This window comes from Streptomyces sp. TAA486 (assembly GCF_000426165.1).
The window spans coordinates 156,333-182,241 of the sequence record NZ_AUEV01000008.1; the positions used below are offsets into that span (position 1 = coordinate 156,333).

At 69.9% G+C, this 25,909-nt stretch carries 19 protein-coding genes; 11 read left to right on the plus strand and 8 right to left on the minus strand.

Annotated features, from left to right (window positions below):
* Positions 1–24: 24 nt before the first annotated feature.
* The 7 genes from I004_RS0113490 to I004_RS0113520 all read left to right on the plus strand — a co-directional run bounded on the left by I004_RS0113490 (position 25) and on the right by I004_RS0113520 (position 10,726).
* On the plus strand, positions 25–1,641 hold the full coding sequence (locus tag I004_RS0113490; protein ID WP_028435935.1) for a nitroreductase family protein: 1,617 nt from the start codon (positions 25–27) through the stop codon (positions 1,639–1,641).
* Positions 1,642–1,728: 87 nt separating this feature from the next.
* Complete coding sequence (locus I004_RS0113495; RefSeq protein ID WP_028435936.1) at positions 1,729–4,560, plus strand: lantibiotic dehydratase; 2,832 nt, start codon at positions 1,729–1,731, stop codon at positions 4,558–4,560.
* Positions 4,560–5,660, plus strand: a complete 1,101-nt coding sequence (locus tag I004_RS0113500) for a lantibiotic dehydratase C-terminal domain-containing protein (protein WP_028435937.1) — start codon at positions 4,560–4,562, stop codon at positions 5,658–5,660. Before I004_RS0113495 ends, I004_RS0113500 begins: the two co-directional genes overlap by 1 nt.
* Positions 5,657–6,820, plus strand: coding sequence for a M50 family metallopeptidase (locus tag I004_RS0113505; RefSeq protein WP_028435938.1), 1,164 nt, complete (start codon positions 5,657–5,659; stop codon positions 6,818–6,820). The genes I004_RS0113500 and I004_RS0113505 overlap by 4 nt, the downstream gene beginning before the upstream one ends.
* A 92-nt stretch (positions 6,821–6,912) precedes the next feature.
* A complete protein-coding gene (locus I004_RS33770) occupies positions 6,913–7,914 on the plus strand; it encodes an ABC transporter ATP-binding protein (RefSeq protein ID WP_051345003.1) in 1,002 nt (333 codons plus the stop codon).
* Positions 7,911–8,666: an ABC transporter permease gene (locus tag I004_RS0113515; protein ID WP_028435939.1), complete on the plus strand. Its 756-nt coding sequence runs from the start codon at positions 7,911–7,913 to the stop codon at positions 8,664–8,666. Before I004_RS33770 ends, I004_RS0113515 begins: the two co-directional genes overlap by 4 nt.
* The gene (locus I004_RS0113520; RefSeq protein WP_028435940.1) at positions 8,663–10,726 is read left to right on the plus strand and encodes a TOMM precursor leader peptide-binding protein; all 2,064 of its coding nucleotides are present in this window, start codon (positions 8,663–8,665) and stop codon (positions 10,724–10,726) included. Before I004_RS0113515 ends, I004_RS0113520 begins: the two co-directional genes overlap by 4 nt.
* 131 nt (positions 10,727–10,857) lie before the next feature.
* Here I004_RS0113520 and I004_RS0113525 read toward each other — a convergent pair whose 3' ends face one another.
* A complete protein-coding gene (locus tag I004_RS0113525; RefSeq protein ID WP_028435941.1) occupies positions 10,858–11,034 on the minus strand; it encodes a thiazolylpeptide-type bacteriocin in 177 nt (58 codons plus the stop codon).
* A 183-nt stretch (positions 11,035–11,217) separates the two neighbouring features.
* On the opposite strand from I004_RS0113525, the gene I004_RS0113530 reads away from it, so the two are divergent.
* Positions 11,218–12,522, plus strand: a complete 1,305-nt coding sequence (locus tag I004_RS0113530) for an amidohydrolase (RefSeq protein WP_486579981.1) — start codon at positions 11,218–11,220, stop codon at positions 12,520–12,522.
* A gap of 111 nt (positions 12,523–12,633) precedes the next feature.
* Here I004_RS0113530 and I004_RS33775 read toward each other — a convergent pair whose 3' ends face one another.
* From I004_RS33775 to I004_RS33780, 3 genes are all read right to left on the minus strand, one after another.
* Positions 12,634–13,524: an SCO0930 family lipoprotein gene (locus I004_RS33775; RefSeq protein WP_037976102.1), complete on the minus strand. Its 891-nt coding sequence runs from the start codon at positions 13,522–13,524 to the stop codon at positions 12,634–12,636.
* 208 nt (positions 13,525–13,732) lie between these two features.
* Positions 13,733–15,304, minus strand: coding sequence for an NADH-quinone oxidoreductase subunit NuoF family protein (locus I004_RS0113540; protein WP_051345004.1), 1,572 nt, complete (start codon positions 15,302–15,304; stop codon positions 13,733–13,735).
* Positions 15,304–15,861: a hypothetical protein gene (locus I004_RS33780; RefSeq protein WP_106965335.1), complete on the minus strand. Its 558-nt coding sequence runs from the start codon at positions 15,859–15,861 to the stop codon at positions 15,304–15,306. The genes I004_RS0113540 and I004_RS33780 overlap by 1 nt, the downstream gene beginning before the upstream one ends.
* A gap of 781 nt (positions 15,862–16,642) precedes the next feature.
* Between I004_RS33780 and I004_RS0113550 the strand changes: the two genes are divergently transcribed.
* The gene (locus tag I004_RS0113550; protein ID WP_486579982.1) at positions 16,643–17,578 is read left to right on the plus strand and encodes a PucR family transcriptional regulator; all 936 of its coding nucleotides are present in this window, start codon (positions 16,643–16,645) and stop codon (positions 17,576–17,578) included.
* A 175-nt stretch (positions 17,579–17,753) separates the two neighbouring features.
* On the opposite strand, the gene I004_RS33785 is transcribed toward I004_RS0113550, so the two are convergent.
* The 4 genes from I004_RS33785 to I004_RS0113570 form a co-directional block, all read right to left on the minus strand.
* Positions 17,754–19,373 (minus strand): DUF1996 domain-containing protein, encoded by a 1,620-nt coding sequence (locus I004_RS33785; protein ID WP_486579983.1) that lies wholly within the window; start codon positions 19,371–19,373, stop codon positions 17,754–17,756.
* 178 nt (positions 19,374–19,551) lie between these two features.
* Positions 19,552–20,190: a DUF4142 domain-containing protein gene (locus tag I004_RS0113560; protein WP_028435945.1), complete on the minus strand. Its 639-nt coding sequence runs from the start codon at positions 20,188–20,190 to the stop codon at positions 19,552–19,554.
* 164 nt (positions 20,191–20,354) lie between these two features.
* Complete coding sequence (locus tag I004_RS0113565) at positions 20,355–22,289, minus strand: AMP-dependent synthetase/ligase (protein WP_028435946.1); 1,935 nt, start codon at positions 22,287–22,289, stop codon at positions 20,355–20,357.
* Positions 22,290–22,536: 247 nt separating this feature from the next.
* Complete coding sequence (locus I004_RS0113570) at positions 22,537–22,815, minus strand: hypothetical protein (RefSeq protein WP_028435947.1); 279 nt, start codon at positions 22,813–22,815, stop codon at positions 22,537–22,539.
* A 264-nt stretch (positions 22,816–23,079) separates the two neighbouring features.
* On the opposite strand from I004_RS0113570, the gene I004_RS0113580 reads away from it, so the two are divergent.
* Entirely contained in the window at positions 23,080–24,531 is a 1,452-nt protein-coding gene (locus I004_RS0113580; protein WP_028435948.1) for an FAD-linked oxidase C-terminal domain-containing protein, read from the plus strand.
* A 6-nt stretch (positions 24,532–24,537) separates the two neighbouring features.
* Positions 24,538–25,827: an FAD-binding oxidoreductase gene (locus I004_RS0113585; RefSeq protein WP_051345006.1), complete on the plus strand. Its 1,290-nt coding sequence runs from the start codon at positions 24,538–24,540 to the stop codon at positions 25,825–25,827.
* Positions 25,828–25,909 lie beyond the last annotated feature (82 nt).

The following is a 25,909-nucleotide window of genomic DNA, read 5'->3' on the forward strand; positions in this document are numbered from 1 at the left end:
AGCCGCGCAGAAAGGAGACCTCACGTGGGTTACGCCCGTGACTACGCGGACGCCATCAAGCACCGCGCCAGAGTCCCAATGGAGCCCGCCGGTTTCGTGCCCGACTGGGCCGACCGTCCCAGGAAGGGCAAGCACTACCCGGAAGCCGCGTGTTTCCCGCTTCCCGACACCGGGTTCCCGGGCGACGCGAGCGCCGCCGCGGGCTGCCTGCCCGGCCGGGCCCCTCAGCCCGGTGAGCAGTTCACGCTGCCCCTGCTGTCGGGGATGCTGCAGGACTCCTACGGTCTGGTGGGCCGCCGGCTGGGGGTGCAGGCCAACACCGACCTCGCAGCCCTGCCCCACTACACGCAGACCAACTGGTCGCGGGGAGCGGCCTCCGGCGGGGGGCTCTACCCGGTCAGCGTGTACTGGGTGAACGGGCCCAGCGGCTCCCTCACGCCCGGCGTGCACTACTACGCCAACCAACGCCACGCCATGCAGCGGCTGTTGACGGGTGACGTGTCGGGCGAGGTGAGAGAGGCCGTCGGCTGCGGGCAACGGGGCCCGCGCACCGACCAGTTCCTCGTGCTGGGCATCAAGTACTGGCAGAACTCCTTCAAGTACAACAGCTTCTCCTTCCATGTCGTCAGCATGGACATCGGCACGATCCTGCAGAGCTGGCGCATGTGGGCACGCTCGCGGGGGCTGTGCGTCGAGCCGCTGATGTGGTTCGACGAGCCGCGTCTGAGCCGGCTGCTGGGGCTTCCGGAACGGCAGGAAGGTGTGTTCGCGGTCGTACCGCTCGACTGGGGGGAGCGGGAGCCGTCGAGGGACCGTGACGAACCTGAGCGGGATCCATGCAGAGGGCGTGGTGCAGCAGTTCGGCACGCCGACGTCGAACTCTCCCGCACCGTCCTGGACTTCGACATCCTCGAACGCGTCCGCGCCGCGACCGCCGAGAACTCCACGGCCCGCCCCGAACGGGGCGCGCTCGCCCCCGCGGAGGTGCGCGCCCTGCCGGACACCGGCGACCCGCTGCCGCTGCCGTCCCCGCACACGGAGCCGGTCACCATGCGCGACGCGCTGCGTCGGCGGCGCAGCAGCTTCGGCCGCTTCGACGCGCGGCGCCCGCTCACTCCCGGACAGCTCGGCACCGCGCTGGCCGCCTCCGCGTCCGTGACGCTGGAGACCGACGCCGAACCTCGCGGAGGCGCCCGGCTGATCAAGCTGTACGCCTTCGTCAACCACGTCGAGGGCATCGAGCCCGGGGCCTACGAATACGACCCCGACGCCCACGCGCTCCGCCTCGTCTCGGAAGGCCCGCACGGCGAATTCCTGCAGAGGAACTACTTCCTTGCGAACTACAACCTCGAGCAGAGCGGTGCCGTGCTCGTTCCCGCCGTCCGTACGACCGCGGTGCTGGACGCGGTCGGCGACCGCGGATACCGGCTGTACGGGGCCACCACGGGTGCCGTCTCCCAGGCCTTCTACACCGTCTGCACCGCCATGGGACTCGGAGCGGGCGTCGCCCTCGGCTTCGACAACGTCTCCTACATCGAACGGCTGCGCCTGGAACGCACCGGGGAGACACCGCTGCTGATCATGCTGCTCGGCCATGAGCGGCCCCGGCCCGCCGACTTCCGCTACGAGATCGCCCGATAAGGGATGGGGGAGCCCGCCATGGCCTCTGTGCCGATGACGACCGCGACAGCGGCCACCACGACCGCGACGGAGACGGACGCAGCCGTCATGACCGCAACGACGGCCGCGGCAACGGTGTGGGAACCCGGCCGCCGCTTCATGCTCCGCGCCGCCGGGCTGCCACTGGAATCCGTGCAGGCGCTGCGCTGCGAGGAGAGCAGCCGGTGGGCCGAGGAGGTGCTGGCGGCGGAGGAACGGCTGCTGAAGCGCGCCGCCGTGCTCTCCGACGTCCTGCACGGTCTCGTGGCGACCACCGACGCCGGCGTCCGCGGCACGGGCGACGGGGTCCGCCGCCGGCTGCTGACGCTGCGCCGGCAGATGTTCAACAACCAGCTCCCCGCCGCCCCGGCCGCCGCCGCGGAACTGATCGCCGCACTGGACGCCGACGCCGGGAAGCAGACCGCCGAGTGGCTGGAGGAGAGGCAGCGGCTGGAGGAACTGCGCGCCCACGGGGCCCAGTTGCTCGCCGCCGACGCGGCACGCAGCCGTGCGGCGCTGCGGGAGCTGCTGGCCGAGCCCCGGCTGCGGCTGGGTCTACTGCTCGCCTCACCGACCCTGGACGGCCAACTGGAGGGGTATCTGCGCAGGGCGGCCGCGGGGGAGGCTCCGGACAAGCGCATGCGCAAGATCGAACGCTCCCTGATGGCCTACGTCCACCGGACGGCCTGCAAGACCAGCCCCTTCAGCACCTTCACCGGCGTGGCCACCGGCCTCTTCGCGGAAGGCGGCGAACTCGGGGACGAGGACACGGAGATCACCCTCGGCTCCCGGTGGGAGAGCCATGTGCGTCTCAGCGTCGTGGTGCTCGGCAGGCTCACCGAGCTGATCGTCGCCGACCCCGCCAGGCGCGGCGACCTGCCCGTCCGTCTCGCCTCGGGATGGGGACGCGACGCCGACCGGGTGCGCTACGTCCGCCGCTCGGTGACCGCCGGCGACGACAGCGCGACGGTCACCTTCGACTCGGCCGAGGACCGGCTGTACTTCCTCCGGCGCAGCGGCATCCTGGACCGGCTGCTGGGCCTCTTCGAGGACCGCGCCGAGCTGCGCCACCACGAACTGGCGGACTGGCTGCGCGCCGAGCACGACGCGCCGCCCGAGCAGTGCGAGAGCTACCTCTCCGCACTTCACCAGCTCGGCATGATCCAGGTGCCCTGCCTGGACACCGACGTCCACAGCCCCGACCCTCTGCGCTCGTTCCAGGGCGCGCTGCGCGGCATCGGGCGGCCCTGGGCACGCCGAACCGCGGACGCCCTCGACGGGCTCGCGGAAGCCCTCGCGGCCTACCCTTCGGCCGACGCGGCGGAACGCGCCCGGCTCCTCCGGGAGTTGCGCGACATGCTGCACAGCATCCAGCGGGACCTGGGTGCGCCGCGGGCGAGCATGCCGCAGACCGTCCTGTACGAGGACGTCGGCGCGGGCAGGGACCTTGCGTGCCGCTGGCAGGGCCTCGGAGGGCGGGCCGGCAGCGAACTGCGGCGCCTGGAGAGCGTTCTGCCCGCCTTCGACGTGACGCTGCCGCAACGGGTCACGTTCAAGGGGTTCTTCCTCGCTCGATACGGGCACGGCGGACGCTGCGACGACCTGCTCGGGCTGGTGCACGACTTCCACGAGGACTTCTTCGACCAGTACCTCTCCTTCACCGCCCGCCGCCGGGCGTTCGACGACGAGGGCGAATACGTGCCCGAGGAGAACTGGCTCGGCCTGCCCGGCATCAGGGCGCTCGACTCGGCGCGGCGCGTCTTCACCGCGCGGATGCGGGAGCTGTGGGACGGGTGGCACGAACGCGGCGACGCGACCGGTGAACTCCACCTGGGTGAGGATCACTTGGAGGAGGTGGCGGCACAACTCGCGCCGCTCGCTTCACGATTCGCGCCGCAGACCCATCACGTTCAGCTGGCGCGGCAGGACGGAGCGCCCCTGGTCGTGGTCAACCGCTCCTACGGCGGCCTCTCCTTCCCCTTCAGCCGTTTCACGCACGTCTATGACGGGCCCGCCCCGGCGGACGGCGCGACTCAGGACCAGGACCAGGTCGAGGAGTTGGGGCAGGCGCACCGCGATGACCTTTCCGCCGGGCTGCGCGAGACCGCCGAGGCCGTGACACCACCCGGCGCCGTGCTGGCCGAGGTCACCGGCGGCGCCGTCACCAGCAACCTCAACCTGCACGGCCGGCTGACGGCATACGAGATCGTCTGCCCCGGTGAGACGTCCTCCGTCCCGGAGGAGTCCCGCATCCACCTCGAGGATCTGTACGCCGAGCACGACGAGGCGAGCGACCGGCTCGTGCTGCGCTCGCGGCGCCTCGGGCGTGAGGTGATCCCCGTCTATCTCGGATATCTGGTACCGCTCGCGCTTCCCGAGATCCCCCGTACGCTGCTGCTTCTCTCGCCCTCGTCGATGGCACGGCTGGACGTGTGGGGCGGGGTCACCGAAGGACCCGCACACCAGGGCGTGACCGTACGGCCGCGCGTGCGGCACGGTTCGCTCGTCCTGAGCCGCCGCAGCTGGACCACGACCGCGCCCTGCCTGCCCACGGCGGCACGGACGGGCGACGTCGGCGAGCACGGGTGGTTCCTGGAGTGGCAGCGCTTCAGGCGCGAACACTCCCTGCCCGCCCAGGTGTTCGCGACCGTGAGCCCGGGCGGCGGGCGTGGGGGATCGGGGGCGAGGCCGCCGGGCAAGCCCGTCTTCGTCGACTTCGGCAGCGTCCTGTCCCTCGCGGCCTTCGAGGCACTGCTCAAGAGCGGTGAGGACCGGGTCGTGCTGCGCGAGATGCTCCCGGCCGCGGACGGCCTTCATGTCCGGTCCGGGCGGGGCGCCCACGTCGCCGAACTGGCCGTCGAGACCTTCACGTTCACCCCGTCGGAGAAGGAGACACCGTGATGCAGGAGCAGACCCGGGCTCCCGGCGAGTGGCAGGCCGTGCACATCTTCTACGCCGCCAACCCGCAGCCCCTGCTGGTCAAGTGCATCCGGCCGCTCGTCGCCTCCTTGGAGGACGACGGGCTGCTCGCCGGTCACTTCTTCCTCAACTACTGGCTGGAAGGCCCTCATGTACGGCTGAGGCTCAGACCCGCGAGAGCCGAGGACACCGCCGAGGTACGCCGCCGCGCCGAGGAGGCGATCGACGCCTTCCTGCGAAGCCGCCCCGCGCTGTACGAGGTCGACACGGGCTTTCTCAACGAGTTCTACAACTCCCTGTTCGAGATCGAGTTCCCGAAGGGCGACCGCAGCGCGTTCATGGGCGAGGACGGCCGGATGAATCTGCGCCCCAACAACTCCCGCTCCTGGGAGCCCTATTCGCCCGAATACGGCAAGTACGGGGGTCCCGCCGGGGTGGAGCTGGCCGAGTGGCACTTCGCGCACTCCAGCGACCTGGTCGCTCAGGCCTTCAGCTCCATGAACCTGCACCTGCGGACCGTCCTCCTGGGCACGTCCGCGCAGCTGATGATGGTCATGCTGAGCTGCTTCCTGCCCGACGCCCGCAAACAGGCCGACTACCTCGATCAGTACTACGAGTTCTGGCACCGGGCCTTTCCCGGAACGGGGTTCATCGGCTCGGAGGAGTACGACCGGAACTACGCGCAGACGGCGCCGGGCCTCGGCCGCCGGTACCGGGAGATCAGACGGGCGGTGGCGGCCGCGCGTCCCGACGCGGGGCGGGGTGACGGAGCCGCTGACCAGGTGAGGCTGCCCGCGTTCCTCAGCGGCTGGTCGCGGCACTGCTCGGAACTGCGCGAGCGCGTCGTGCAGGCGGCAGAGCGGGGTGAACTCGTCTTCGCCTTGCCCGACGACGAGGACGCCTCACCCACGACGGACCTGGCCGTCGTGCTGCCGACGCTGCTCTCCCCGTACATGCATATGACGAACAACCGCCTGCATGTGACGATCCGCGACGAGGCATACCTGGCGCACATCCTCGGACGGGTGCTGCGTGAGGACCTCGACGGCGCGCGGCAGCACGAACCGGCGGTAGGACCGTGAGCGCACAGCCGCAGGGGCTGAACTCCCAGCGCCCCGCACTCGGACCGGACGTTCTGATAAGCCCGCCTCTTCTGCGCGCCGCAGCGACCGTCCACGTCATCAAGATCCGGGGCACCGGCGCCTCGTTCGAGGTCGGGCCCAAGGAGCACTTCCTCATCTCGCGGCTCGACGGCTCCAGCACCCTGGAGGAGATCGGCGCCGAGTACGCCCGCAGCTTCGGCAAGCGCCTCGGTGAGGCCAACTGGCGGCAGCTGCTGGGGCTTCTCGGCACCCGTGGCCTGCTGGAGGGCAGCCGCGCCGGTGCGGCGGCGGCCCGTCCCGCAGCGCACGAGCATCCCGCCCGCGCCGCCACCGCACCGGCCCGGGGTCCCGTCGCGGGCAACCTCCTCAAGGGCCGGGTCCGGATGGTGGCCGACGCGCAGGCCACCACCACGGCCCTGCACCGGGTGCTGCGGCCGCTGCTGCGCGCCCCGTTGCTGCTGGCGCTCCTCGCGGCCACCGGCGGCATGGAGGTGCTCATCGCCGCGAACCTGACGGAGCTGGGGCGGGACACCTGGTGGCTGCTGCGGCACCCCGTGGCGCTGCTGGCGGTGTGCACCGTCATCTGGTTCAGCATCGCGCTGCACGAACTCGCCCACGGAGTGGCCGCGCGACACTACGGCGGCACCGTCGGGGAGATCGGGCTGCGCTGGCGGCTGCCCGTGGCGATCATGTACTGCACCGTCGAGGACTACCTGTTTCTGCGCCGGCGGAGAGATCAGTTCGTCGTCGCCGGGGCAGGCGCATTCATGAACCTGGTGCTGCTCCTGCCCGCCGCGGCCTGGTGGTCGGTGCTGCCGGCGGACGACTCCACGCGCAAGGTCCTCTCCGGGCTGCTGCTCCTGGGCAGCGTCCAGGCGCTGGCGAATCTCCTTCCCCTGCCGCCGCTGGACGGTTACACCATGCTCAGCCACGCCCTGCGGGTCTCCGGCTACGCGCCGGAGAGCGGCCGCTACATCCGGCTGCGGCTGCGTGACCGGGCGGCCGCGTCGTCCTATCCGCGCCGGGCGCGCGTCCTCTACACCGCCTACGGCGTCGGTTCTGCCGCGCTTGTCTGCGCCCTGCTGGCGGGGCTGGTCACCGCGGTGTACTTCCTGCTTCTTTCGCCAAGTTCCGCCTGAGCACCTTCAGTTACGCAAAGATCCACCAGATTCCAGCGAGTTCGATCCGTCCAGTTCCCACGGCAAACCGGTACGAGGAGCCACGAGTTGACATGACCGAGGCAAGGGCTGTGCAGACAGAAACACAGAAGACCCACGCGGAGACGACGATCTCCGTGGAGGAGATCCGCAAGCGCTATGGCGACCGCGAGGCCGTGGCCGGAGTGTCCCTGGAGGTGAGGCGAGGAGAGTTCTTCGGCGTGCTCGGGCCCAACGGCGCGGGCAAGACGACCCTGGTGGAGATCATGGAAGGTCTGCGCGAGGCCGATTCCGGTTCTGTCACCGTGCTCGGGCAGTCACCGTGGCCGCGCAACGTCGACCTGCTGCCGCGCATCGGCGTGCAGACGCAGTCCTCGGCCTTCTTCGTGCGCCAGACGGCCCGCGAGCATCTCTCCACCGTCGCCGCCCTGTTCGGTGCTTCCAAGGACGCCGCCGGTGAAGCGCTGGAGACCGTGGGGCTGACCGCCCAGCGGGACGTGATGGTGGAGAACCTCTCAGGGGGGCAGCGCCAGCGCCTGGCCATCGCGTCGGCCCTCGTGCACGGACCGGAACTGATCTTCCTGGACGAGCCGACCGCCGCCCTCGATCCGCAGGCACGCCGCGACCTGTGGGAGGTGCTGCGCGGACTCAAGCGGCAGGGCCGCACGATCGTCTACACCACGCACCACCTCGACGAGGCAGAGGCGCTGTGCGACCGCGTCGCGATCCTGGTGGACGGAGCCGTCGCGGCCATCGACTCGCCGCACAGCCTGGTCGCCTCGGGAGGCGCACCGACCAGGCTGATGCTCCCTGCCGGGCGTCTGTCACCCGAAGCCGCCCTGGACATCGAGGGCGTCGACAAGGCCGAGGTGCGGGGCGGTTCCCTCGTGCTGGAGACCCAGGTCTCCGGTCAGGTCCTCACGGCCGTCGACAGGCTCGTGGGCCTCGCGGGCGTGCAGACCCGCACGGCCACCCTTGAGGACGTCTACCTCGAACTCACCGGCTCGCAGGCAGCCACCGCCGGCGAAGGCACCGGAAACACCGACGGCACCGACGAGACGGAGCACCAGGCATGAGCGCGTACGCGGCACTGACCGGAGCAGGCTACCGGGCTCAGGTCAGGGACAAGGCAACCCTCTTCTTCACCTTCGCCTTCCCGCTGATCTTCCTCGTCGTCTTCGGGCTGATCTTCAGTGGGCAGGACGTGCAGGAGTCCGGCCGCCCCTACATCTCCTACATCGCCCCCGGCGTGATGTCCTGGGGCGTGGCCAACGCGGCAGTCTTCAGCGTGGCGTTCACGCTGATGCAGTGGCGGCGGGACGATCTGCTGCGGCTGATCAGGATGACGCCGACGAGACTGCCCGCGGTGATCGGCTCCCGTTATGTGCTGGCGCTCGGCGTCGGCATCGTCCAGGCCGTGCTGTTCGTCGGGGTGGCTCTGCTGCCGCCCTTCGGGCTGGAGTTGAAGAGCAGCTGGCCGCTGGCGCTGCCCGCCCTCGTCCTCGGCATCACCGCGTTCCTGACGATCGGCGTCATCATCGGTTCGCTCGCCGACACACCGGAGGCGGTCGCCGCCGTCGCCAACTGCCTCATGGTGCCGATGGCGTTCTTGTCCGGTTCGTTCCTGCCCATGGACATGCTGCCGTCCTGGTTGCAGACCGCCTCACGGATTCTTCCGCTGCGCTACCTCAACGACGCGGTCTCCGCGGCACTTTCGGGACGTGGTGACACGGGCGACGTCCTCGTGGGATGCGCCGGGCTCGTCGTCTTCGCCGTCCTCTTCGGCGCGATCTGCCTGAAGACCTTCCGCTGGAGCAACCGGGCATGACCACCACGGCCGCCGCGGGCGGCAGACCCCTGGAGGCGGCAAGGGGCCGTCTCCAGAGCGCCCTCGACGAACGCCATGCGAGACGCCGTGCGGGACGCGACGACGGGCACCACACGGCGCGACGTGGAAGGGGACGGACCGAGGAGGGTCCGGGGACCGATCCGTCCCCGCCGCTCGTGGTGCCGCTCGGGGCGCACGACGTGCTCGGGGACTCCACGGACGATCCGTACTCCGACGTCCGGGCCGACGCGCGGGTCCAACTCACCGCCCAGGCCGTCCTGGTGGGCCCTTGGGGCGGCGACGCCGGGGTGCAGGCGTGCGGCCGCTGCCTCGGCATGCGCTGGCAGCGGCTGCGTACCCGCACCGAGCGGGACGCGCTGGAGACCGGGGGAGCCACCGTCGCGGCAGGCGAGTGGCCGCAGCTGCCCGCTTACGTCCTCGACGCGGTCGGCGCCGTGTGCGACGCGGTCCTGGCAGGCACGCCGGCGCCCCCCGGCGCGCTGCCCGCGGACCGCGCGCTGCCACAGGTGACCCGGCTCGACCTGCAGACCCTCGCGGTGACCACCCACCCGCTGCTGCCCGAACCGCTCTGCCCCCGGTGCGCTCCCGCCGACGAGGGCCCAGGGGCCGCCACAGCAGACGCCATGGGGGACGGCACGGGGGATTCCCCGGTCGACGGCACCTCTCCGCTGCGGCTCGTCCCGCGCGCGAAGCCCGACCCGGACGGCTACCGGCTGCGGTCGGCGTCGTCGTACCCGATGCCGGTGGCGGCGCTGGCCAACCCCGTCACCGGTGCCCTCGGGGCGGGCACCTGGATCAACGTCACCTCGCCCACCACCGCTCCGGTCGCGGGCAGCGTCTTCATGCGGGGCTACGCCGGCCTGACCGACGTCACCTGGAGCGGACAGGCCAACAGCTTCACCGCGAGCCGCGAACTCGCCTTCCTGGAGGGCCTGGAGCGGTACGCGGGAACCCACCGGCGGCGCCGCGGCGCCCTGCTGACGAAGGCCTGCAGCGAGCTCGGCGACGAGGCGCTGAACCCTGCCGAGTGCGGCTTCTACCCGCCCGCCACCTACCGCGACGACCCGATGGTCCGCCCGTTCGACCCGGACCGCCCCATCCCATGGGTGCCCGGCCACTCGCTGCGCGACGACCGCCCCGTCCTCGTACCGGCACGGCTGGTCCACTACAGCGCGGGCGTCGCCGCGGACGACTTCGTCTTCGAGTGCTCCAACGGCTGCGCCATCGGCAGCTGCCTCGAAGAGGCCGTACTCGGCGGCCTGCTGGAACTCATCGAGCGCGACGCGTTCCTCCTCGCCTGGTACGGCGGCACGCAGCTCACCGAGATCGACCTGGCATCCGCGGGCGGCGCTGTCCCCGCCATGACCGCGCGGGCGGCGCTCCAGGGCTACGACGTGCACGCCTTCGACAACCGCATCGACCTCGCTGTGCCCGTCGTGACGGCCCTGGCCGTCCGCAGGGACGGCGGCCCGGGCAGCTTCTCCTTCGGCGCCGGCGCGAGCCTCGACCCGGCCGCGGCCCTGGAAGGCGCCCTGTCCGAGGTGCTCACCTACATCCCGCACCTGCCCCGGCAGGTCGGCGAGCGCCGGGCCGAACTGGAGGCCATGGCGGACGACTTCGGCAAGGTGCTGCATCTGAAGGACCACGCGCAGCTGTACGGACTGCCGCGCATGGCCCGCCATGTCCGTCCCTACCTCGAACCCGCGGCCGTGGAGGCGCCGTCGGCGCTCTACCGCGGCTGGCAGGCGCGGCGGCCACGCGGCGGCGACCTGCTGGAAGACGTCGCCGTGTGCCGCGACGAGCTCGTGGCGGCCGGGCACGACGTGATCGTGGTGGACCAGACGACGCCCGAGCAGGACCGCATCGGCCTGCGCACGGTCTGCACGATCGTGCCGGGGCTGTTGCCGATCGACTTCGGCTGGTCGCGTCAACGCGCCCCGCTGATGCCGCGGTTGCGCACCGCGGCACTCCGCGCGGGACTGCGATCGACGGACCTGCCGGACGGGGAGATCCGGATGGTTCCCCACCCGTTTCCGTGAAGTGGGGGCAGGAAGAGGCTCAGAGGGCCTCTGAAGGCCTCGCAGGCGCCACTTGACCCCCCTCATCGAAACGGCCCCCTCCGGGCGGGAGAGAGCCGTTCACGGATTCACCGTGCCTGGGTGGCCGTTGATCAGGCGCTGCAGGAGGTGGTGCTGGTGGTCGAGGAACAGGTCGAGGTGGAAGAGCAGCTCGTCGAACCGGCGAGGACGACCTCGCTCGCGTCCGAGTAGTCCGAGATCTCGAAGGTCTCCGACTCCAGCTCCAGGATCTCGTCCGCGAGCGAGTCGAGGGAGGACTTCTCAGCCATGGGGGACTCCTTGTCGTCGGCCACAGGCACTGCCGGTGGCACCACTGGCATTGGTGCTGCCATTGCAGCCCACCCCGCTGGCATCTCGGCCGCCGTCCCGGTGACAGGGCGCTGACACGGCACTGACACCGGATGTCAGCGACGTGTCAGCGCGCCGCGTCGACGTGCTGCAAGGTTGCTCCCGTGAGCAGACCCACCGCCTTCACCGGTGACGACGTGCCCGAACTCGCGCCGCTGAAGGAGCTGTTGAGGCCGCTCGTCGCCTTCTACCTCGATCTGCACCGGAACCCCGAACTGTCCGGCCGCGAGAGCCGGACCGCGGCCTGCTTCGCCGGCTGGCTGGAGGGCGAGGGGTACGAGGTGACGCGGGATGTCGGCGGCCATGGCGTCGTGGGGGTGCTGCGCAACGGTGACGGCCCGCGCGTGCTGCTGCGCGCCGAACTGGACGCCCTGCCCGTGCGGGAGCGCACGGGCCTCGCCTACGCCAGCGAGGGCACGGTGATGCACGCGTGCGGTCACGACATGCATCTCGCGGCAGCGGCCGGAGCCGCCTCTCTCCTGGCCCGCGCCACCGGTGCCTGGCGCGGCACCCTCGTCGTCGTCGGGCAGCCCGCGGAGGAGACCCTCGAAGGTGCCCGCGCGATGCTGAGTGACGGGCTCTACGAGCGCTTCGGTGTACCGGCGACCGTCCTCGCGCAGCACACGGCGCCGCTCCCGGCCGGCATGGTCGCCCACGCCGAGGAGTTCACGCCCGTGCTGGCGGCGAGCGCCGGCCTCGAGGTGGTCATACACGGGCGCGGCGGGCACGCCGGTGCCCCGCATCTGGCCGCCGATCCGCTCGCGACGGCAGCCGCCGTCGTCATGCGGCTGCAGGGTATGGCCACGCGGGAGACCCCGCCGGCGGAGCAGGCTGTCGTCAACGTCGGGTCGCTGCACGCCGGTTCGGGCAGCAACGTGATCGCCGAACGTGCGGAGCTGGGGATCACCGTGCGTGCGCTCTCACAGGCGTCGCTGGAACGGCTGACCGCGGCCGTGGAGCGGGCGGTGACTGCCGAGTGCACGGCCACCGGCTGCCCCCGCGAACCGGAGATCAGGACCGTCTCCCGGTCGCCGGTGACCCTCTCCGACCCGGAAGCGGGCGCGGTGGTGCGCCAGGCCCACCGAAAGCTCTTCGGGCCGGAGCGCGTCTGCGGCTGGCTTCCCTCCATGGCGACCGAGGACTTCCCGCTCTACTCGGACGCGGGACACGAACTCCACGGCGGAACGGGCATCTCCGCCGTCTACTGGATGGTGGGAGCGACGGGCGCACGGGAGTGGTCACGCGCGTCCGGCAGCGGCCGATCGGGGACCCCCGAACCGCTCGCGGCCAACCACTCGCCGCTGTTCGCCCCCGACGTGCGCACCGGACTGCCCACGGCCGTCACCGCGATGACGACCGCCGCCCTGGCGTGCCTCGGCGGCGCGCAGCCCGTCGAAACGGCCCCGTGAACCCTCAGGGCCCGCCTCCCTGCACACCCCGTGGGGCGTTGCGAGGGGCGGGCCCTGGAGGAACTCCGGTCCTGCCGTGTGCCGTGTGCCGTGTGCCGTGCGGCCGGGGGATCAGGGAGCCACGCCTGCCCTCTTGCCCTCGTCGGTGGCCGCGTGCCACATACCCATCTTGCCCTGGCCGTTGATGTCACCGGGCTTCTTGTCGCCCTTGAACCAGTACAGCGGCCAGCAGTCGATCGACATCTGCTCGGTGCCGTCCGCACGCTTGTAGGTGCTGAGCAGCTTCGGGTTCACGCCTTCGACCTTGTCCTTGTCGGCCGGCTTCGCGGGCACCCAAGACTTCAGGCATTCGCCCTTGCAGTTGGACTTCATCGGCCACGCCGAGTCCTTGTCGAACCGGTAGAGCGTGCGGCCCTTCGAGTCCGCGAGGATCTTGCCGAGCTCCGGGTTCTTGACGGCCTTCAGGTCCTTGACGTTGCGCGCACTCGCCTTGTTGCCGTCGGGGGCAAGCGCGTTCCACATCCCGTCGACGCCGTGGCCCTCCCAGTCGCCCGGCTTGGCGTCCTTCGCGAAGCGGTAGACCGGCCAGCCTCCGAGGGTCAGCTGCCAGGAACCGTCGCTGCGCTTGACCTTGCCGATCTGCTCCTTGGAAATGCCGGCCGAGGCCTTGGCGTCCTTCGCCGGCACCGGTGGCCAAGCCTTCTCGCACTTGCCGTTGCAGTTGGACTGCGACGGCGAGGCCGTGTCCTCGTCGTAGCGGTAGAGCGTCCAGCCGTTCGAGTCGGTGACGACGTCACCCAGCTTGGCCGTGCGTTTGACCTCCAGCGTCTTCGCCGGGGCATCCTTCTTGCTCGTGCCGCTCGCGTCGCCGTTGTCGGCGGCCTGTCCGGCCGGCTTGATCTTCTGACCGGAGTAGTCATCGCCCGCGGAACCGCAGCCCGTAGCGAACAACGCGACGGCGAGCGCGGTCCCCATCAGAGCCACGTGACGCTGCTTCCTCATGACCGCTCCTTCAGTGCTGGATATGTGTGGCTGGCATGTGAGTGTGGTGCAGCAGTGATCCGGGCGGCGGAAAGTTGTCCGATCGTGCCAAACGGCGGGGTTCCGCCCCGCGGTCAAATGTGCTGACCGGCGAATTCCCCGCCGTCTGCCGTCAATTGGGGCACAGCGCGGTCTCCCTCGTACGGGTGCGCGAGAGTGCCCTGTGTCCCTAGCGCTCCACGATCCGCAGCGCCAGCGCCGGGCACCGCCGCACGGCGCGCTGGGCCTGCTTATGCATGTTCGGGTGGATCGTCGCGGACGCGCCCGAGGGGTAGCCGTCGATGTCGAGCTCGATCATGTCCGGGACGACGCCCGCGCAGAGCCCGTGGCCCTGGCACAGCGTCCAGTCGACGACGAGCCGCTTCTGCTTCTGCTGGATCTGCGGGGCGGCGCGCCGGCTGCGTTCGGGACGCTCGGGGGGCTGGTAGCCCGCTGCGAGCTGCACCCGCTCGGGCACCGCCAGGCAGCCGATGACGGGCCGTCCGCATCCGCTGCCGAGGGCGTGCTCCTCGAAATCCTCGGCGAAGCTCTCCAGAGCCGACTCGACGAACCGTGCCGTGCCGTCGGGATGGTTGCACGCTCCACGTCCCTTGACTCCCTTGGTCCGCGCCTTCAGCTGGTCCAGCGCGTCCATGCCGCCGCCGTCCGCCGCCCAGGCCACGGTGTCGGCGAGCGCCGGCAGCCCCAGGAAGCAGGGGCCGCACTGCCCGGCCGACTCCTCCGCCAACCAGCGGGCGACCAGTTCGACCTCACCGACAGGGCAGGTCCCTTCGGGCAGCGGCAGCACCGCGCCCGCGCCGAGCGTGCTGCCCAGCGCGTCGAGTGAATCGCGGGAGATGCGTGCCTGCCAGCAGGAGTCCCGCTCGAGGAAGCGGCCGTGATAGCCGCCGATCAGCACGCCCTGGCCCGGGTCGATGCCGCAGAGTCCGAGGATGTACGGCAGCGGCGCACCGGTCGGCGTCTCCACGACCTTGTCGCCGCCCACCGTGAGCAGCACCGTCCCCGGTTCCGTGGGCAGACCCACGTTGCGGAAGTCGAGAGCGCCGAGGCGTGCGCCGACGGCGAGCTGCGCGAAGGTCTCGGTGTTGGACAGGAGTGTGGGCATCCCGTCGACACCGGCGTCACTGGCGCGCACGCCCGTGCCCGAGGGCAGCACCGGCAGCTGGTTGAGACCGCTCACGATCGAGCTGGACTCACCCGTGACGAAGCGTTCCGGCATGCGTATGACGCGGATGCGGGGGCCTTCCGGGCCGCGCTCGGCGACGGCGTCGCGAACGGAGCGCTCCACGTCGGGCCGGGTCACGGCGACGTTGACCTCGTCCGAGTTGAGGGCGCGGGCGCACAGCATCGCCCCGTCCAGCACCAGATGCGGCGTGAACAGGAGCAGCGCGGTGTCCTTGAGGCAGCTGGGCTCGCCCTCGCTGCCGTTGACGACCACGGCCGCACGCGCTTGCTGGCGCCGGTGGGCGGATTCGATGACCGCCTTGAGCTTGCGGGCGAAGGGGAAACCCGCACCGCCCCGGCCACGCAGGTCGATGTTCTCAGCGAGGTCGACCAGTTCCTCGAGCCGCAGTTCCGGCATCGTTCCGTGCACCGTCAGATGGCCCACGCGCTCCAGGCGCCGGGTCCATCCCGCGCCGGTGCCCAGGCCCGCGAGCAGCCGTGGTGGCCCGAACGAGGCGAGGGAGGGCACCGAGTCCGCGTTGGACGCGGAGACGGGGGAGGGCACGAGAGCTGTCACTATTGCTCCTTCTTGCGCTTCTCGCCCGATGCGTTACGCCCGGGAGCCAGGCGCATCATCAGGACGACCGTCACTCCGGTAAGGGCAACGCCGTATCCCCAGTCCACCCAGTCGGCGACGGCACGGCCGGCACGAAGGCCGTGCACCAGGGAAGCGCCCCATGCGAGGTAGGCGGTCATGTGCAGGGCACGCCACAGACGTGACTGGCCCTTGCGTGCGAAGGCGCCCCGCACGGCGCCCGTGACCGTCACCGCCACGAAGAGATATCCGGCGACCGTGCCCATGCCGATCAGGATTGGCTGGGCCGAGTCGAGCCCGGGTATCGCCGCTGCCTGCCAGCTCGTGGACCCGAGAGCGAGCTTGGACCAGATGTGCAGACCGAGGAAACCTATGCCGCCGACGGCCGATCCCCGGTGGATCGCCTGGGCTATGAGCCGGTGATTCGGGTCCAGCAGCATACGGTCCGCGGCTGCGACGCCCCACAGGACCGCGAACGTGAGCAGCAGAAGCGAGAAGACTCCCGAGCCGAATTCGACGAATGCCCACAGTCTGTCCATCGACTGATTACTGATTGCGAAAACGATCGCAAGGGTCGAAACGATGATGAATGCCGTATAGCGGGGGACGAATCGGGCTGCCGTGCCGCGTCCGGGAGTCTCGACATCGAGTCTGGGAGCCGGATTCGGGCGCTGACGTCCCTGACGAGGGGAGATGTCACCTCGCCGCGGGTCCGCCAGCGCCGTGGGGCGGCGCTTCGCTGGCGGGACACGGATCTGTTCTGGGGGCATCCGGATCTTCCGATCGCACTGTCGCCGAGTCCGACCTGACCCTCGGTCCCGCATCTGCCGTATACCGCAAAGCAGTTGAATCGGGAATGACCCGTGACGTTCTGGTGTGAAGCTCTCTACTTTGCGCGACCGGAATGCGGTGGTCGGGATGCAGAAGCATCTCGGAACTCCCCGGGACCTTCACAGGATTTATCGCTCTGTGACAAATTCTGGCAGTGGGATCGCCGCCGCACCCCGCGGTGTCGATGATGCCCCTTCAGGGGAAGCAGGGGGACCCTCAACTCCGGGACCGGGGCGGGATACCGGTTACCGGAGGCAACCTCCGCGGGCTTGTCCTCCCGTGCTCGGGCAGGCCCAACCCGGCAGGAACGAGGTAGAGATGAGCGACGTTCTCAACCGCATCCGATCTCGCCCGCGCGGCGAGTGGGCGCGCGTTCAGAGAAAGGAGCTGCCCGCCGTCGCAGACCAGGTGGTGGAAGCTCTACAGCGAAGCATACCGGCAATGTCCGCTTTTCTACGGGAAATTGACCGTGAAGATGCTCAATGGGCCGTGGAGCAGGCATTGCTGGCGGCACTGGGGCATCACTCCCCGGAAACAAAGGATACGGACGCGGGAACCGGAACCCAGGCCGACAACGTCACAGCTGCGGTTCCCATCGACCGAGCCCGGCGTCAACTGTTCACGGCACTCATGGGAGAGGAGGAATTCCCGGAATCACGACTGACGGAACTGGCCAGGTCAGCAAGGTGGCCCCTGCCCGAGACCGTGCGTGCGATAGCCCTCGCCTCACCCAGCGAGGTCCCCCAACTCGCCGCCGCGCTCGGCAACGCGCTGGTCAGCCCCGTCGAGAGTGAGCTGTGCCTGCTGATACCCGACCCCGAAGAAGACCGCGAAGCACTGGAGACCGTGCTTCGCGGTCGTACGGCTGCGGTAGGGCACACCGTCCCGCTGAGCGACGCGGGTTCATCGGTGCGCTGGGCCCGACGGCTGCTGGAGCTGACCCCTCCACCGGCGGCACCGGGCGCCAACGCCATCAACGGTGGTATCGGCACCAACCCGGACGGGAAGGTCCTCTTCGTCGACGACCATCTGTCCATGCTTCTTCTGCTGCAGGACGAATCACTCGCCTGTGCGCTCTCCTCCCGCTGGCTCGGCCCCCTCGCCGAGCTCACCCCGCGGCAGAGCGAGCGTCTCGAGGTCACGCTGCTGGCGTGGCTGGAGAGCGGTGGAGCACCTGAGGCGGCGAAGACGTTGCAGGTGCACCCCCAGACGGTGCGGTACAGGCTGCGTCAGATAGAGAAGCTGTTCGGCTCGGCACTGCGCGATCCGCGTACCCGTTTCGAACTGGAGATGACCCTTCGCGGTCGCCGGCTGCTGGGTCAGATACGCCGGCAGCGCACCCGTGCAGGCCGCAGGGCGCGCACCAACACAACGGGCGTCCGCCCGCTGGGCGTCGCACGTGAGGCCCGGGTCAACGGTCTGTGACCGCAGGCACCCGGTATTCGCGTGCCGGGTGCCTGCCCGGAACCCACGAGTGAGGCACTGACAAGAGAACACCGAGAGAACAAGGAAGCGGCCCGGACACAGAATCTGTGTCCGGGCCGCTGCTGTGTGCCCTCGCGCTGCGGGGCCCGAGGCGAGCCCCGCAGCGAGTCCTACATCAGCACTCCTTGTTCTCGTTGATGCAGTCCACGGCGGTCGTCATCAGGTCCTCGGGCATGACGTTGATGAAGTCACTGTGGTCCGTGATCGGGTTGTGCAGCTGCTCCGGGAAGGAGTCCACCGCGAATGGTGTGTCAGCGTTGACCAAGTTCTGCTGCGGGATGTCGTACTTGATCGTCTGCTCCACCTGCGGGATGTTCTGGAATCCCTCGGGGCAGTTGCCCTGGTCGTCCGAGAACTGCATGTGGTCGCGGTGGTTGCCGCTGTCCGTGTTCTGACCGTCCCAGCAGTTCTGGAAGTTGAACGTACGGATCATCTTGCTGCCCTCGGGGCAGATCGGGTACTTGTCCTTCAGCTGACGGTCCTCGAAGCCCTCGCAGCTCCACGATGCGTTGGCGTTCGCGTCGCCGTTGGTGAAGGCCTTGGCGTCACCGGTGATGATGCGCAGGAAGCGCGGCATCTCGGTGACCTGGTCGGCACCGCCGGAGGTCAGCTTGATGGTGGGCTCGGGGGCGAGGATGCTGCCGACGTTGAGGTCGTTGGCACCACCGTCACCAGGCTGGGCCTCGGCACCTTCGCCGCCGCCGACCTGGTCCTCTTCACCTTCACCCTGACCCTGGTCCTGGCCCTGGTCCTCGCCCTCAGCCGGGGGCTCTTCCTCGGCCGGGGGCTGCTCCTGACCCTGGTCCTGACCCTGGTCCTCGGCCGGGGGCTGCTCCTGGCCCTGGTCCTCGGCCGGGGGCTGCTCCTGGCCCTGGTCCTGGCCCTGGTCCTCGGCCGGGGGCTGTTCCTGGCCCTGGTCCTGGCCCTGGTCCGCACCCTGGTCAGCGCCCTGGCCCTGGTCCGCACCCTGGTCAGCGCCCTGGCCCTGGTCCTGGCCCTCGTCGCCGTTCGCGACGCTGTTGGTGCCGACCTCGTTACCGGCCTGGTCATCGCCGGCCTGGTCGCCACCCTGCTCTTCACCGGCCTGCTCACCGGCTGCGTCGCTCTCCTGGACGGCGCCCCGCTGGTCCTCGTTCCCGTCCAGCGAACGGATCACGGGCCAGTAGTGGGTCGACTGGTCACCCTTGGCGCAGGTGGTGCCCGCGGCCGCGAGGGACTCGTCGCTGGACGCCTGGTTGGTGTCCTCGTTGCCCACGTAGTCGTGCACGTGGTGGGCACCGTTCAGAACACCCGGAGCAGCGATGACGTTGTCCGAGTTGAAGTGCTCGTTCTCGTTGGCACCGCACTTGGTCTCGAAGCTGCCGCCCGGGTCCGCCTCCTCGGAGGCGTTGGGCTGGACGTCCTCGATGTTGACGAAGTCCTCGGCCTTGGGGCCCTGCTGGGCGCCCTCACCCTGCTCTTCGCCCTCAGCGGCGGCCTGGTCCTGCATCATCTCGCACTGAGCCATCGATCCCATGTCGGCGGGCTGCTCGGCGCCTGCGTTCTGCAGGTCCTGCCCGATGCTCTGGATCGTCTGGGAGCGCTGCTGGTTCAACTCGCCCAGGGCCTCTTCGGAGCTTTTCTCCTGGGAGTGCCACTGGCCGTAGGCCTGAGCGACCTGCTGATCCAGAGTGGCGAGCTTCTGACCCACTGACTCCTTGGCACCGTTGGGCACCTGGTCCAGTGCAAGGCTCACGTCAGGACAGTCGATTGTGCTCGCCGCGGGCCCAGAGCCATCCGACCCCGCGAAGGCGCTTACACCTATCGCCGCTGCGCCACCACCACCGACCACCAGCGCTGCGACGATAGCTATCGTTTTATTCGCCGTGCGCGAGCGTTTGTGGCCTTTTTGTCTCATATTGACTTCACTCCACTCATTTCACGTCGTTCAGCGCCTCGAACTTCACGAGCCCTGTGTCTTCCAGGACTGTGATGTGGTCGAGGACAATGGTGTTGGCCCGGGTCGCCAACGACCGCACCATTGAGTTGCGGGTCTGATCGCGTACAAGGCCGACGAGGCCGAAGACCACGCCATGAGCCTGGCGGAGCCTTTCGACCAGCACCTTGTCGAATTCCTTGCCCTTGGACCTGTCGATCTCGTCCAGATAGTCCTGGTTCTTACCGGCAGGCTGGTTCGGAAGAGAAACCTTCAGGGTGCGACCGGCCTCGATGGCACGCCGGTCCAACTCCTCGTGCCCGTCGACGAGATGATCGCCCACGATCCGCACCGACTTGGTAGTCCCGCGCTCCTGTGCGGACTGACCGGCAGGAAGTTCCCACAAACCGGCATTCCGCACTTTGCGTATGAAGTCACGGTCCATCGGGGTAAGGGGACCGAATTCTGTTTTCCGAGTTCCCTTACCGTCGTCCTGCCATCCCGACCGGGCGAGCGCGAGGCTGCGGTTACCGTCGAAGAACTTGACCGGTAGCAGCAGCGCGGCGAGGGTCGCGACTAGCCCGAGGACGACCAGCACCGTGCCGATCGCCCGCCCGGAAGTCATGGCGGACCGCATCCGCCCTCCTCTCCACACACATCTTCGAAGTGCGACGGACGCTAATGGTGTGTGTGTGGATGTGGTCGAGGCTTCGTCTCGACCTGACAAGAACCGGTCCTTCGGCGTTCAACACTGCTACATTGCCGACTGGTAACTGCCGTGCCTGCTCCGGCGCCGACCAATCACTCCGAGTAGAGTTCCTCGATCTCAGCCGCGTACATCTGCGTGATCTCCGCCCGCCGCAGCTTCAAAGACGGCGTCACCAGGCCGTCGGCCATGCTGAACTCCTCCGGCAGGATGCGGTACGAGCGAATCGATTCGGCCCGTGACAGGGCGCTGTTGGCCGCCGCCACGGCCCTGCCCACCTCACGTTCCAGTTCCTCCGCAGGCGTGTTGCCGTAACCGGGGCCCGAAGGCCCCCACTGCTCGCGGCCTTTGCGCCACTGCTCCAGGACCTCCGGGTCCAGCGTCACCAGTGCGGCGACGTAGGGACGCTCGTCGCCCACGACGAACGCCTGGGAGATGAGCGGATGCGCGCGCAGGCGGGTCTCCAGCATCAGCGGTGAGACGCTTCTGCCGGAGCTGGTGATGATGACGTCCTTCTTGCGGCCCGTGATGACGAGATAGCCGTCGTCGAGGTAGCCCACGTCGCCCGTGCCGAGCCAGCCGTCGCGCAACGTCTCCTCGTAATGATCCTGGGCATGCGCGCCGCTCTCGGGCGCGTCCTGTCCCGGTGCCGGTACGGCCCGGCGGTCGCCCGGGTACGCGGCGTGCCGTGTCGCCGTCCCCTCCGAGCGGCCCGTGTAGCCGGGGAAGACCATCGGGCCCCGCACCCACACCTCTCCGTCGCGGGCGATGTGCACCGCGGCGCCCGGCATGGGGCGGCCCACCGTGCCGAACCGCGGCCGCCCCGGGGGCTGCGCAGTGATGGCGCACGTGGTCTCGGTCAGTCCGTAGCAGTCGTAGACGACTATGCCCGCACCGGCGAGTTCCAGCCCGAGTTCACGGCTGAGAGTGGAGCCCGCGGAGACCACGTTGCGCGTGCGGCCGCCGAGCACGTCCCTCAACTGCCGGTAGACCAGACGGTCATAGACCGCGTGCCGTGCCCGCAGGCCCGCACCGGGGCCGGGCCCGGCTCCGAGCGCCTGTGCCTCCGCGGCCTCCGCGTAGCGCCGGGAGACGGCCATCGCCCGGTCGAACATGGCTCCGCGGCCGGCTTTCTCCGCCATCATCCGCGCACTCGCGTAGAACTTCTCGAAGAAGTACGGCACCGCATACAGACACGTCGGCCGGAACGATCTCATCGCGGGCATCAATTCCTTTGCGGAAATGGATGGTTGATGCCCCAGCAGATAGCCGCCCCGAATACACATCACCGTCACCATCACGCCGTAGACATGACCCACAGGCAGAAAGGCCAGAATGGAAGGCTGCTGGCCCGGTTCACCCATCAGCCGGCCCCAGCCGGCGAGGATCGTGTCGCATTCCGAGGCCAGATTGCGGTGAGTGATCACGCATCCGCGCGGACGGCCGGTGGTGCCCGAGGTGTAGATGACCGCCGCCGTCATCTCCGGCACGACGGCCCAGCGGTGACGGTGCACCTCGTTGTCCTCGACCGGGCGGCCCGCCTCCGTCAGCCACGCCACACAGCCGGCGTCGAGCTGCCAGATGTGACGCAGCTGCGGCAGCACGTCGACCACCGAGCCGACGGTCATGGCGTCGTCCTCGTGCTCGACGACGATGGCGCACGCACCCGAATCGCCCAGGACCCAGCGCAACTGCTCCGGGGAGGACGCGGGATACAGGGGTACGACCTGGGCACCGAGCGACCACAGCGCGAAGCTGAAGAGCGTCCACTCGTGCCGCGTACGGGTCATGACGGCCACTCGGTCGCCGAAGCCTATGCCTTGCGTCAGCAGGCCTTTGGCGAGCTTCAGCACCGTGGAGGCGAAGGCGGCGGCCGTCATCTCGCGCCACGGGCCTGTGCTGCCGTCAGGACCTTCGCGGCGTGCCAGCTGCGGCAACCCCGGTTCCCGCGCGGCCAGTTCGTAGACGGAGTCGGCCAGCCCGCCTGATCTCAGCGGCTCCACCAGCGACGGAAGGCTGTAGTCACGCACAGCACATCGCCCCCACCCCGTCTGCTTGCGTCACGACGTTCAGTGACTGACCGCGAAAATTACCTCGCGGCGCGGCCCGTTGCCTAGGGAAATCAGGATCTTCCCATGCGTGGAATCAGGGGAGGATGTGTGAGGGGATTCGGCCGCTCACCTGCGTAGCGCCTGTTCGGTGGGCGTGCGGCGGTCGGCCACACACGGCTCCCGACGGCGGGTAACCGCTAGTAACCAAGGCGTCCCGGCTGCGGGTTCAGAGGATGCCCTCGACGTCCTCGACGAAGGTGGACCATGGGGCCGGCCGTGCATTCCGGCGTCGACCCTCCGCGGTGCTCGGTGTCCCGGGCGGGTACGAATCCGCGTACGGCGACGGCCACTTCGAGGCAGTGGCCGCCCTCGGCTTGCTGTAACTGCTCCTGCGCCAGGAGGAGTTGCTCAGGTCGGCTCTTGGGACATCCTTGCCCTTCTTGACGCTCAACAGCGTCAACGAGCCGCCCATGACGGGATGCTGCCCCTTGTCGAACGGCAGCACGTGGGCGTAGTGGGGAAATCGGTCAGGACTCGTCGGTGGCGACGACGGCCCAGCGGCCGACGTCGCGCGCCGGCCGGTGCGGGTGCCCGGATCCGTGCGGTGCCGTGACGAGGGCGGAGTCGTTGTGAAACATAGATGCAACGAAGGGTTGACCCATAGATACAAGGACCCTAGGTTCCGTGACGCGGTCCTTGAATACCGGACTTCGGAATTCGCTGAACTGCCGTTCCGTCGGAGGATCTACGGGTCAGGAGGCACGGTGCCATGATCGACACCGCACTGCGCCGTGAGTTCGAAGCCGCGCTGGGAACGGATTCCGTGCTGTCGGATCCGCTCCAGCTGCGGACCTACGAGTGTGACGGGCTGACCGGCTTCCGTGAAGTCCCCGCCCTGGTGGTGTTGCCGCGCAGCACCGAAGAGGTCGCCGCCGCCGTCTCGTTGTGCGCGAAGGCCGGACTGCCTTTCGTCGCGCGTGGCGCCGGCACGGGACTCTCGGGGGGAGCGGTGCCCGTGGCGCAGGGCGTGGTGATCTCCCTCGCCCGCATGCGCCAGGTGCTGGACTTCGATCCGGACGACCGGCGGATGGTGCTCCAGCCCGGCGTCACCAACGCCGAGATCTCGCGTGTCGCCGCGCCGCACGGCCTCTACTACGCGCCCGATCCGTCCAGCCAGGTCGTGTGCACCATCGGCGGGAACGTCGCCGAGAACTCCGGTGGTGCCCACTGCGTCAAGTACGGCTTCACCGTGCACCACGTGACCGCCCTGCGCGTCGTGTTGCCCGACGGGTCGGTCGCCGAACTCGGGGGAGACGCACCGGAGAGCGCCGGACCGGATCTGCGGGGCCTGTTCATCGGTTCCGAGGGCACCCTCGGCATCGCCACGGAGATCACCGTCCGGCTGCTGCGCACACCCGAGAGCGTGCGCACCCTGGTCGCGGACTTCCCGACGGTCGAGGCCGCGGGGGAGGCGGTCAGCGGGATCATGGCCTCGGGAATCGTGCCCGCGGCGGTGGAGATGCTCGACGCCCTCGCCATCGAGGCGTGCGAGGCGGCGGTGAACGCCGGCTACAGCCTCGACGCCACGGCGGCCCTCGTCGTCGAACTCGACGGCATGGAGCACGAATGCGACGAGCAGTTCGAGAAAGTCGTCGCGCTCTGCCATGAGAAGGGCACCACGAACGTACGGATCGCCGACACGGCCGACGAGCGGGCGCTCATCTGGAAGGGCCGCAAAGCGGCGTTCGCTGCCGTGGGACGCATCAGCCCGGACTATTTCGTGCAGGACGGCGTCGTACCGCGGACCCGCCTGTCGGAGGCGCTGAGCCGCATCGCGGCGATGTCCGGTGCCGAAGGTCTGCGCGTGGCCAACGTTTTCCACGCGGGAGACGGCAATCTGCATCCCCTCGTCCTCTTCGACGAACAGGCGGGGGAGGCGGAGCGGGCCGAGAAGTTGTCCGCCGAAATCGCCGAGATGTGTGTGGAGTTGGGCGGGTCGCTCAGCGGCGAGCACGGCATCGGCCTGGACAAGGCGTGCTCCATGCCGGAGATGTTCGGCGAGACGGACCTGGCGGTGATGCGGCAGCTGCGTGCCGCCTTCGACCCGGACGGGCTCGCCAACCCCGGGAAGGTGCTGCCCACTCCGCGGTTGTGCGGAGAGGCCCCCGGCCGCTACCGGCCGCACCCGCTGGAAGCGGCCGGCGTGATCGAGAGGTTGTGAGAAGAGGTGACCGAGGAGTCCCCGGGGACGCTGCGGGAGACCGCGCCGTCCACGGACACGTCCACGGACGCGGAATCCGCCCAAGTGCCCCCGCCCGCGGACGAGTCCGGGACGCGTGCCGGTGAAGGACCCTCCCGCGTACGCCCGTCGGGCCTCGCGGAGGCCGCCGACGCCCTCACCACCGCGGCAGGCGAGCGGCGGACGGTGCTGTTCGAGGGTGCCGGCACGGCTCTGAGCTGGGGAGCGCCCGTCGCCGGGACCGGTCTCGTACTGGAGACATCCGGCCTGGACCGCCTGATCAGCCACGCCCCCGAGGACTGGACGGTGGGTGTCGAGGCAGGCATGTCTCTCACCCGGCTCCAGGAGCTGCTGGCTCCTGCCGGGCAGTGGCTGCCGGTGGACCCGCCCACCGGCAGCCACGGAGCGACGCTGGGCGGACTGCTGGCGTGCGGCGACGCCGGGCCGAGGCGCCTGAAGTACGGCGGCCTCGCGGATCTGGTGATCGGCGCGACGCTCGTGCTCGCGGACGGCACCGTGGCCCGCACCGGCGGCGACGTCATCAAGAACGTCGCCGGATACGACCTCGTGAAGCTGATGGCCGGCTCGCTCGGTGCCTTCGGCCTCGTCGCCCGGCTCAATCTGCGCGTCCATCCGCTGCCCGCCGCCACGACGACGCTCGCCGTCGCCGTGGACGACGCCGACCGTGCGCTGTCGGCGGCGCGTGCCGTCATGCGCTCGCCGCTGGAACCCGTCGCGGTCGAATGGGACGGTCAGCAGCTGCTCGTCCGCTTCCAGGGCACCGAAGAGAGCGCGGGGGCACGCGGCCGCCTCGCCCCGGAGGTCCCCGGTCTCGAGGACGCCCGTGTGCTCGACGCCGAGGCCGAACGGGCCGCCTGGCAGCGGCTGTCGGGCCTCGTATGCGGAGAGGACGGCGCAACCGTACTGCGCGCGGGCACGCATCCCGCACGGCTGCCGGCCCTGACGCGGAGACTGCGCGAACTGACCGAGGGCACCGGCGTGGAGGCCGCTGTGGTCAGCGGCGTCGCACAGGGCCTGCACACCGTCGTGCTGCGCGGCGGGGAGGTGGCGGAGCACGCCGCGTGCCTCACTGAGTGGCGCGAGGCGGTGCACGAGGCCGGCGGCTCGGTGACGCTCCGGCGGCGCCGCGAAGGCGTGGACGCCGCGGCCGCCTCGTGGGGGCCCGCGCCGCCCGCGGTTTCCGTACTGCGCTCTCTCAAGCGGCAGTTCGACCCCGACGACAGGTGTGCACCCGGGCGCTTCGCGCCCTGGTTCTGACCCCGGCCGGGCCCGCCCGGCAACGCGACCACCATCCGTCCCCGACCGTCCCGGTTCTTCTGCCCCGGCACCTCTTCAGGGA

Excerpts from the sequence above, each read along its gene's own strand:
- I004_RS0113495 (WP_028435936.1), top strand. The coding sequence starts at position 1,729 with ATGACCGCAACGACGGCCGCGGCAACGGTGTGGGAACCCGGCCGCCGC.
- I004_RS0113500 (WP_028435937.1), top strand. The coding sequence starts at position 4,560 with ATGCAGGAGCAGACCCGGGCTCCCGGCGAGTGGCAGGCCGTGCACATC.
- I004_RS33770 (WP_051345003.1), top strand. The coding sequence starts at position 6,913 with ATGACCGAGGCAAGGGCTGTGCAGACAGAAACACAGAAGACCCACGCG.
- I004_RS0113515 (WP_028435939.1), top strand. The coding sequence starts at position 7,911 with ATGAGCGCGTACGCGGCACTGACCGGAGCAGGCTACCGGGCTCAGGTC.
- I004_RS0113520 (WP_028435940.1), top strand. The coding sequence starts at position 8,663 with ATGACCACCACGGCCGCCGCGGGCGGCAGACCCCTGGAGGCGGCAAGG.
- I004_RS0113525 (WP_028435941.1), bottom strand. The coding sequence starts at position 11,034 with ATGGCTGAGAAGTCCTCCCTCGACTCGCTCGCGGACGAGATCCTGGAG.
- I004_RS33775 (WP_037976102.1), bottom strand. The coding sequence starts at position 13,524 with ATGAGGAAGCAGCGTCACGTGGCTCTGATGGGGACCGCGCTCGCCGTC.
- I004_RS33780 (WP_106965335.1), bottom strand. The coding sequence starts at position 15,861 with ATGGACAGACTGTGGGCATTCGTCGAATTCGGCTCGGGAGTCTTCTCG.
- I004_RS0113560 (WP_028435945.1), bottom strand. The coding sequence starts at position 20,190 with ATGCGGTCCGCCATGACTTCCGGGCGGGCGATCGGCACGGTGCTGGTC.
- I004_RS0113580 (WP_028435948.1), top strand. The coding sequence starts at position 23,080 with ATGATCGACACCGCACTGCGCCGTGAGTTCGAAGCCGCGCTGGGAACG.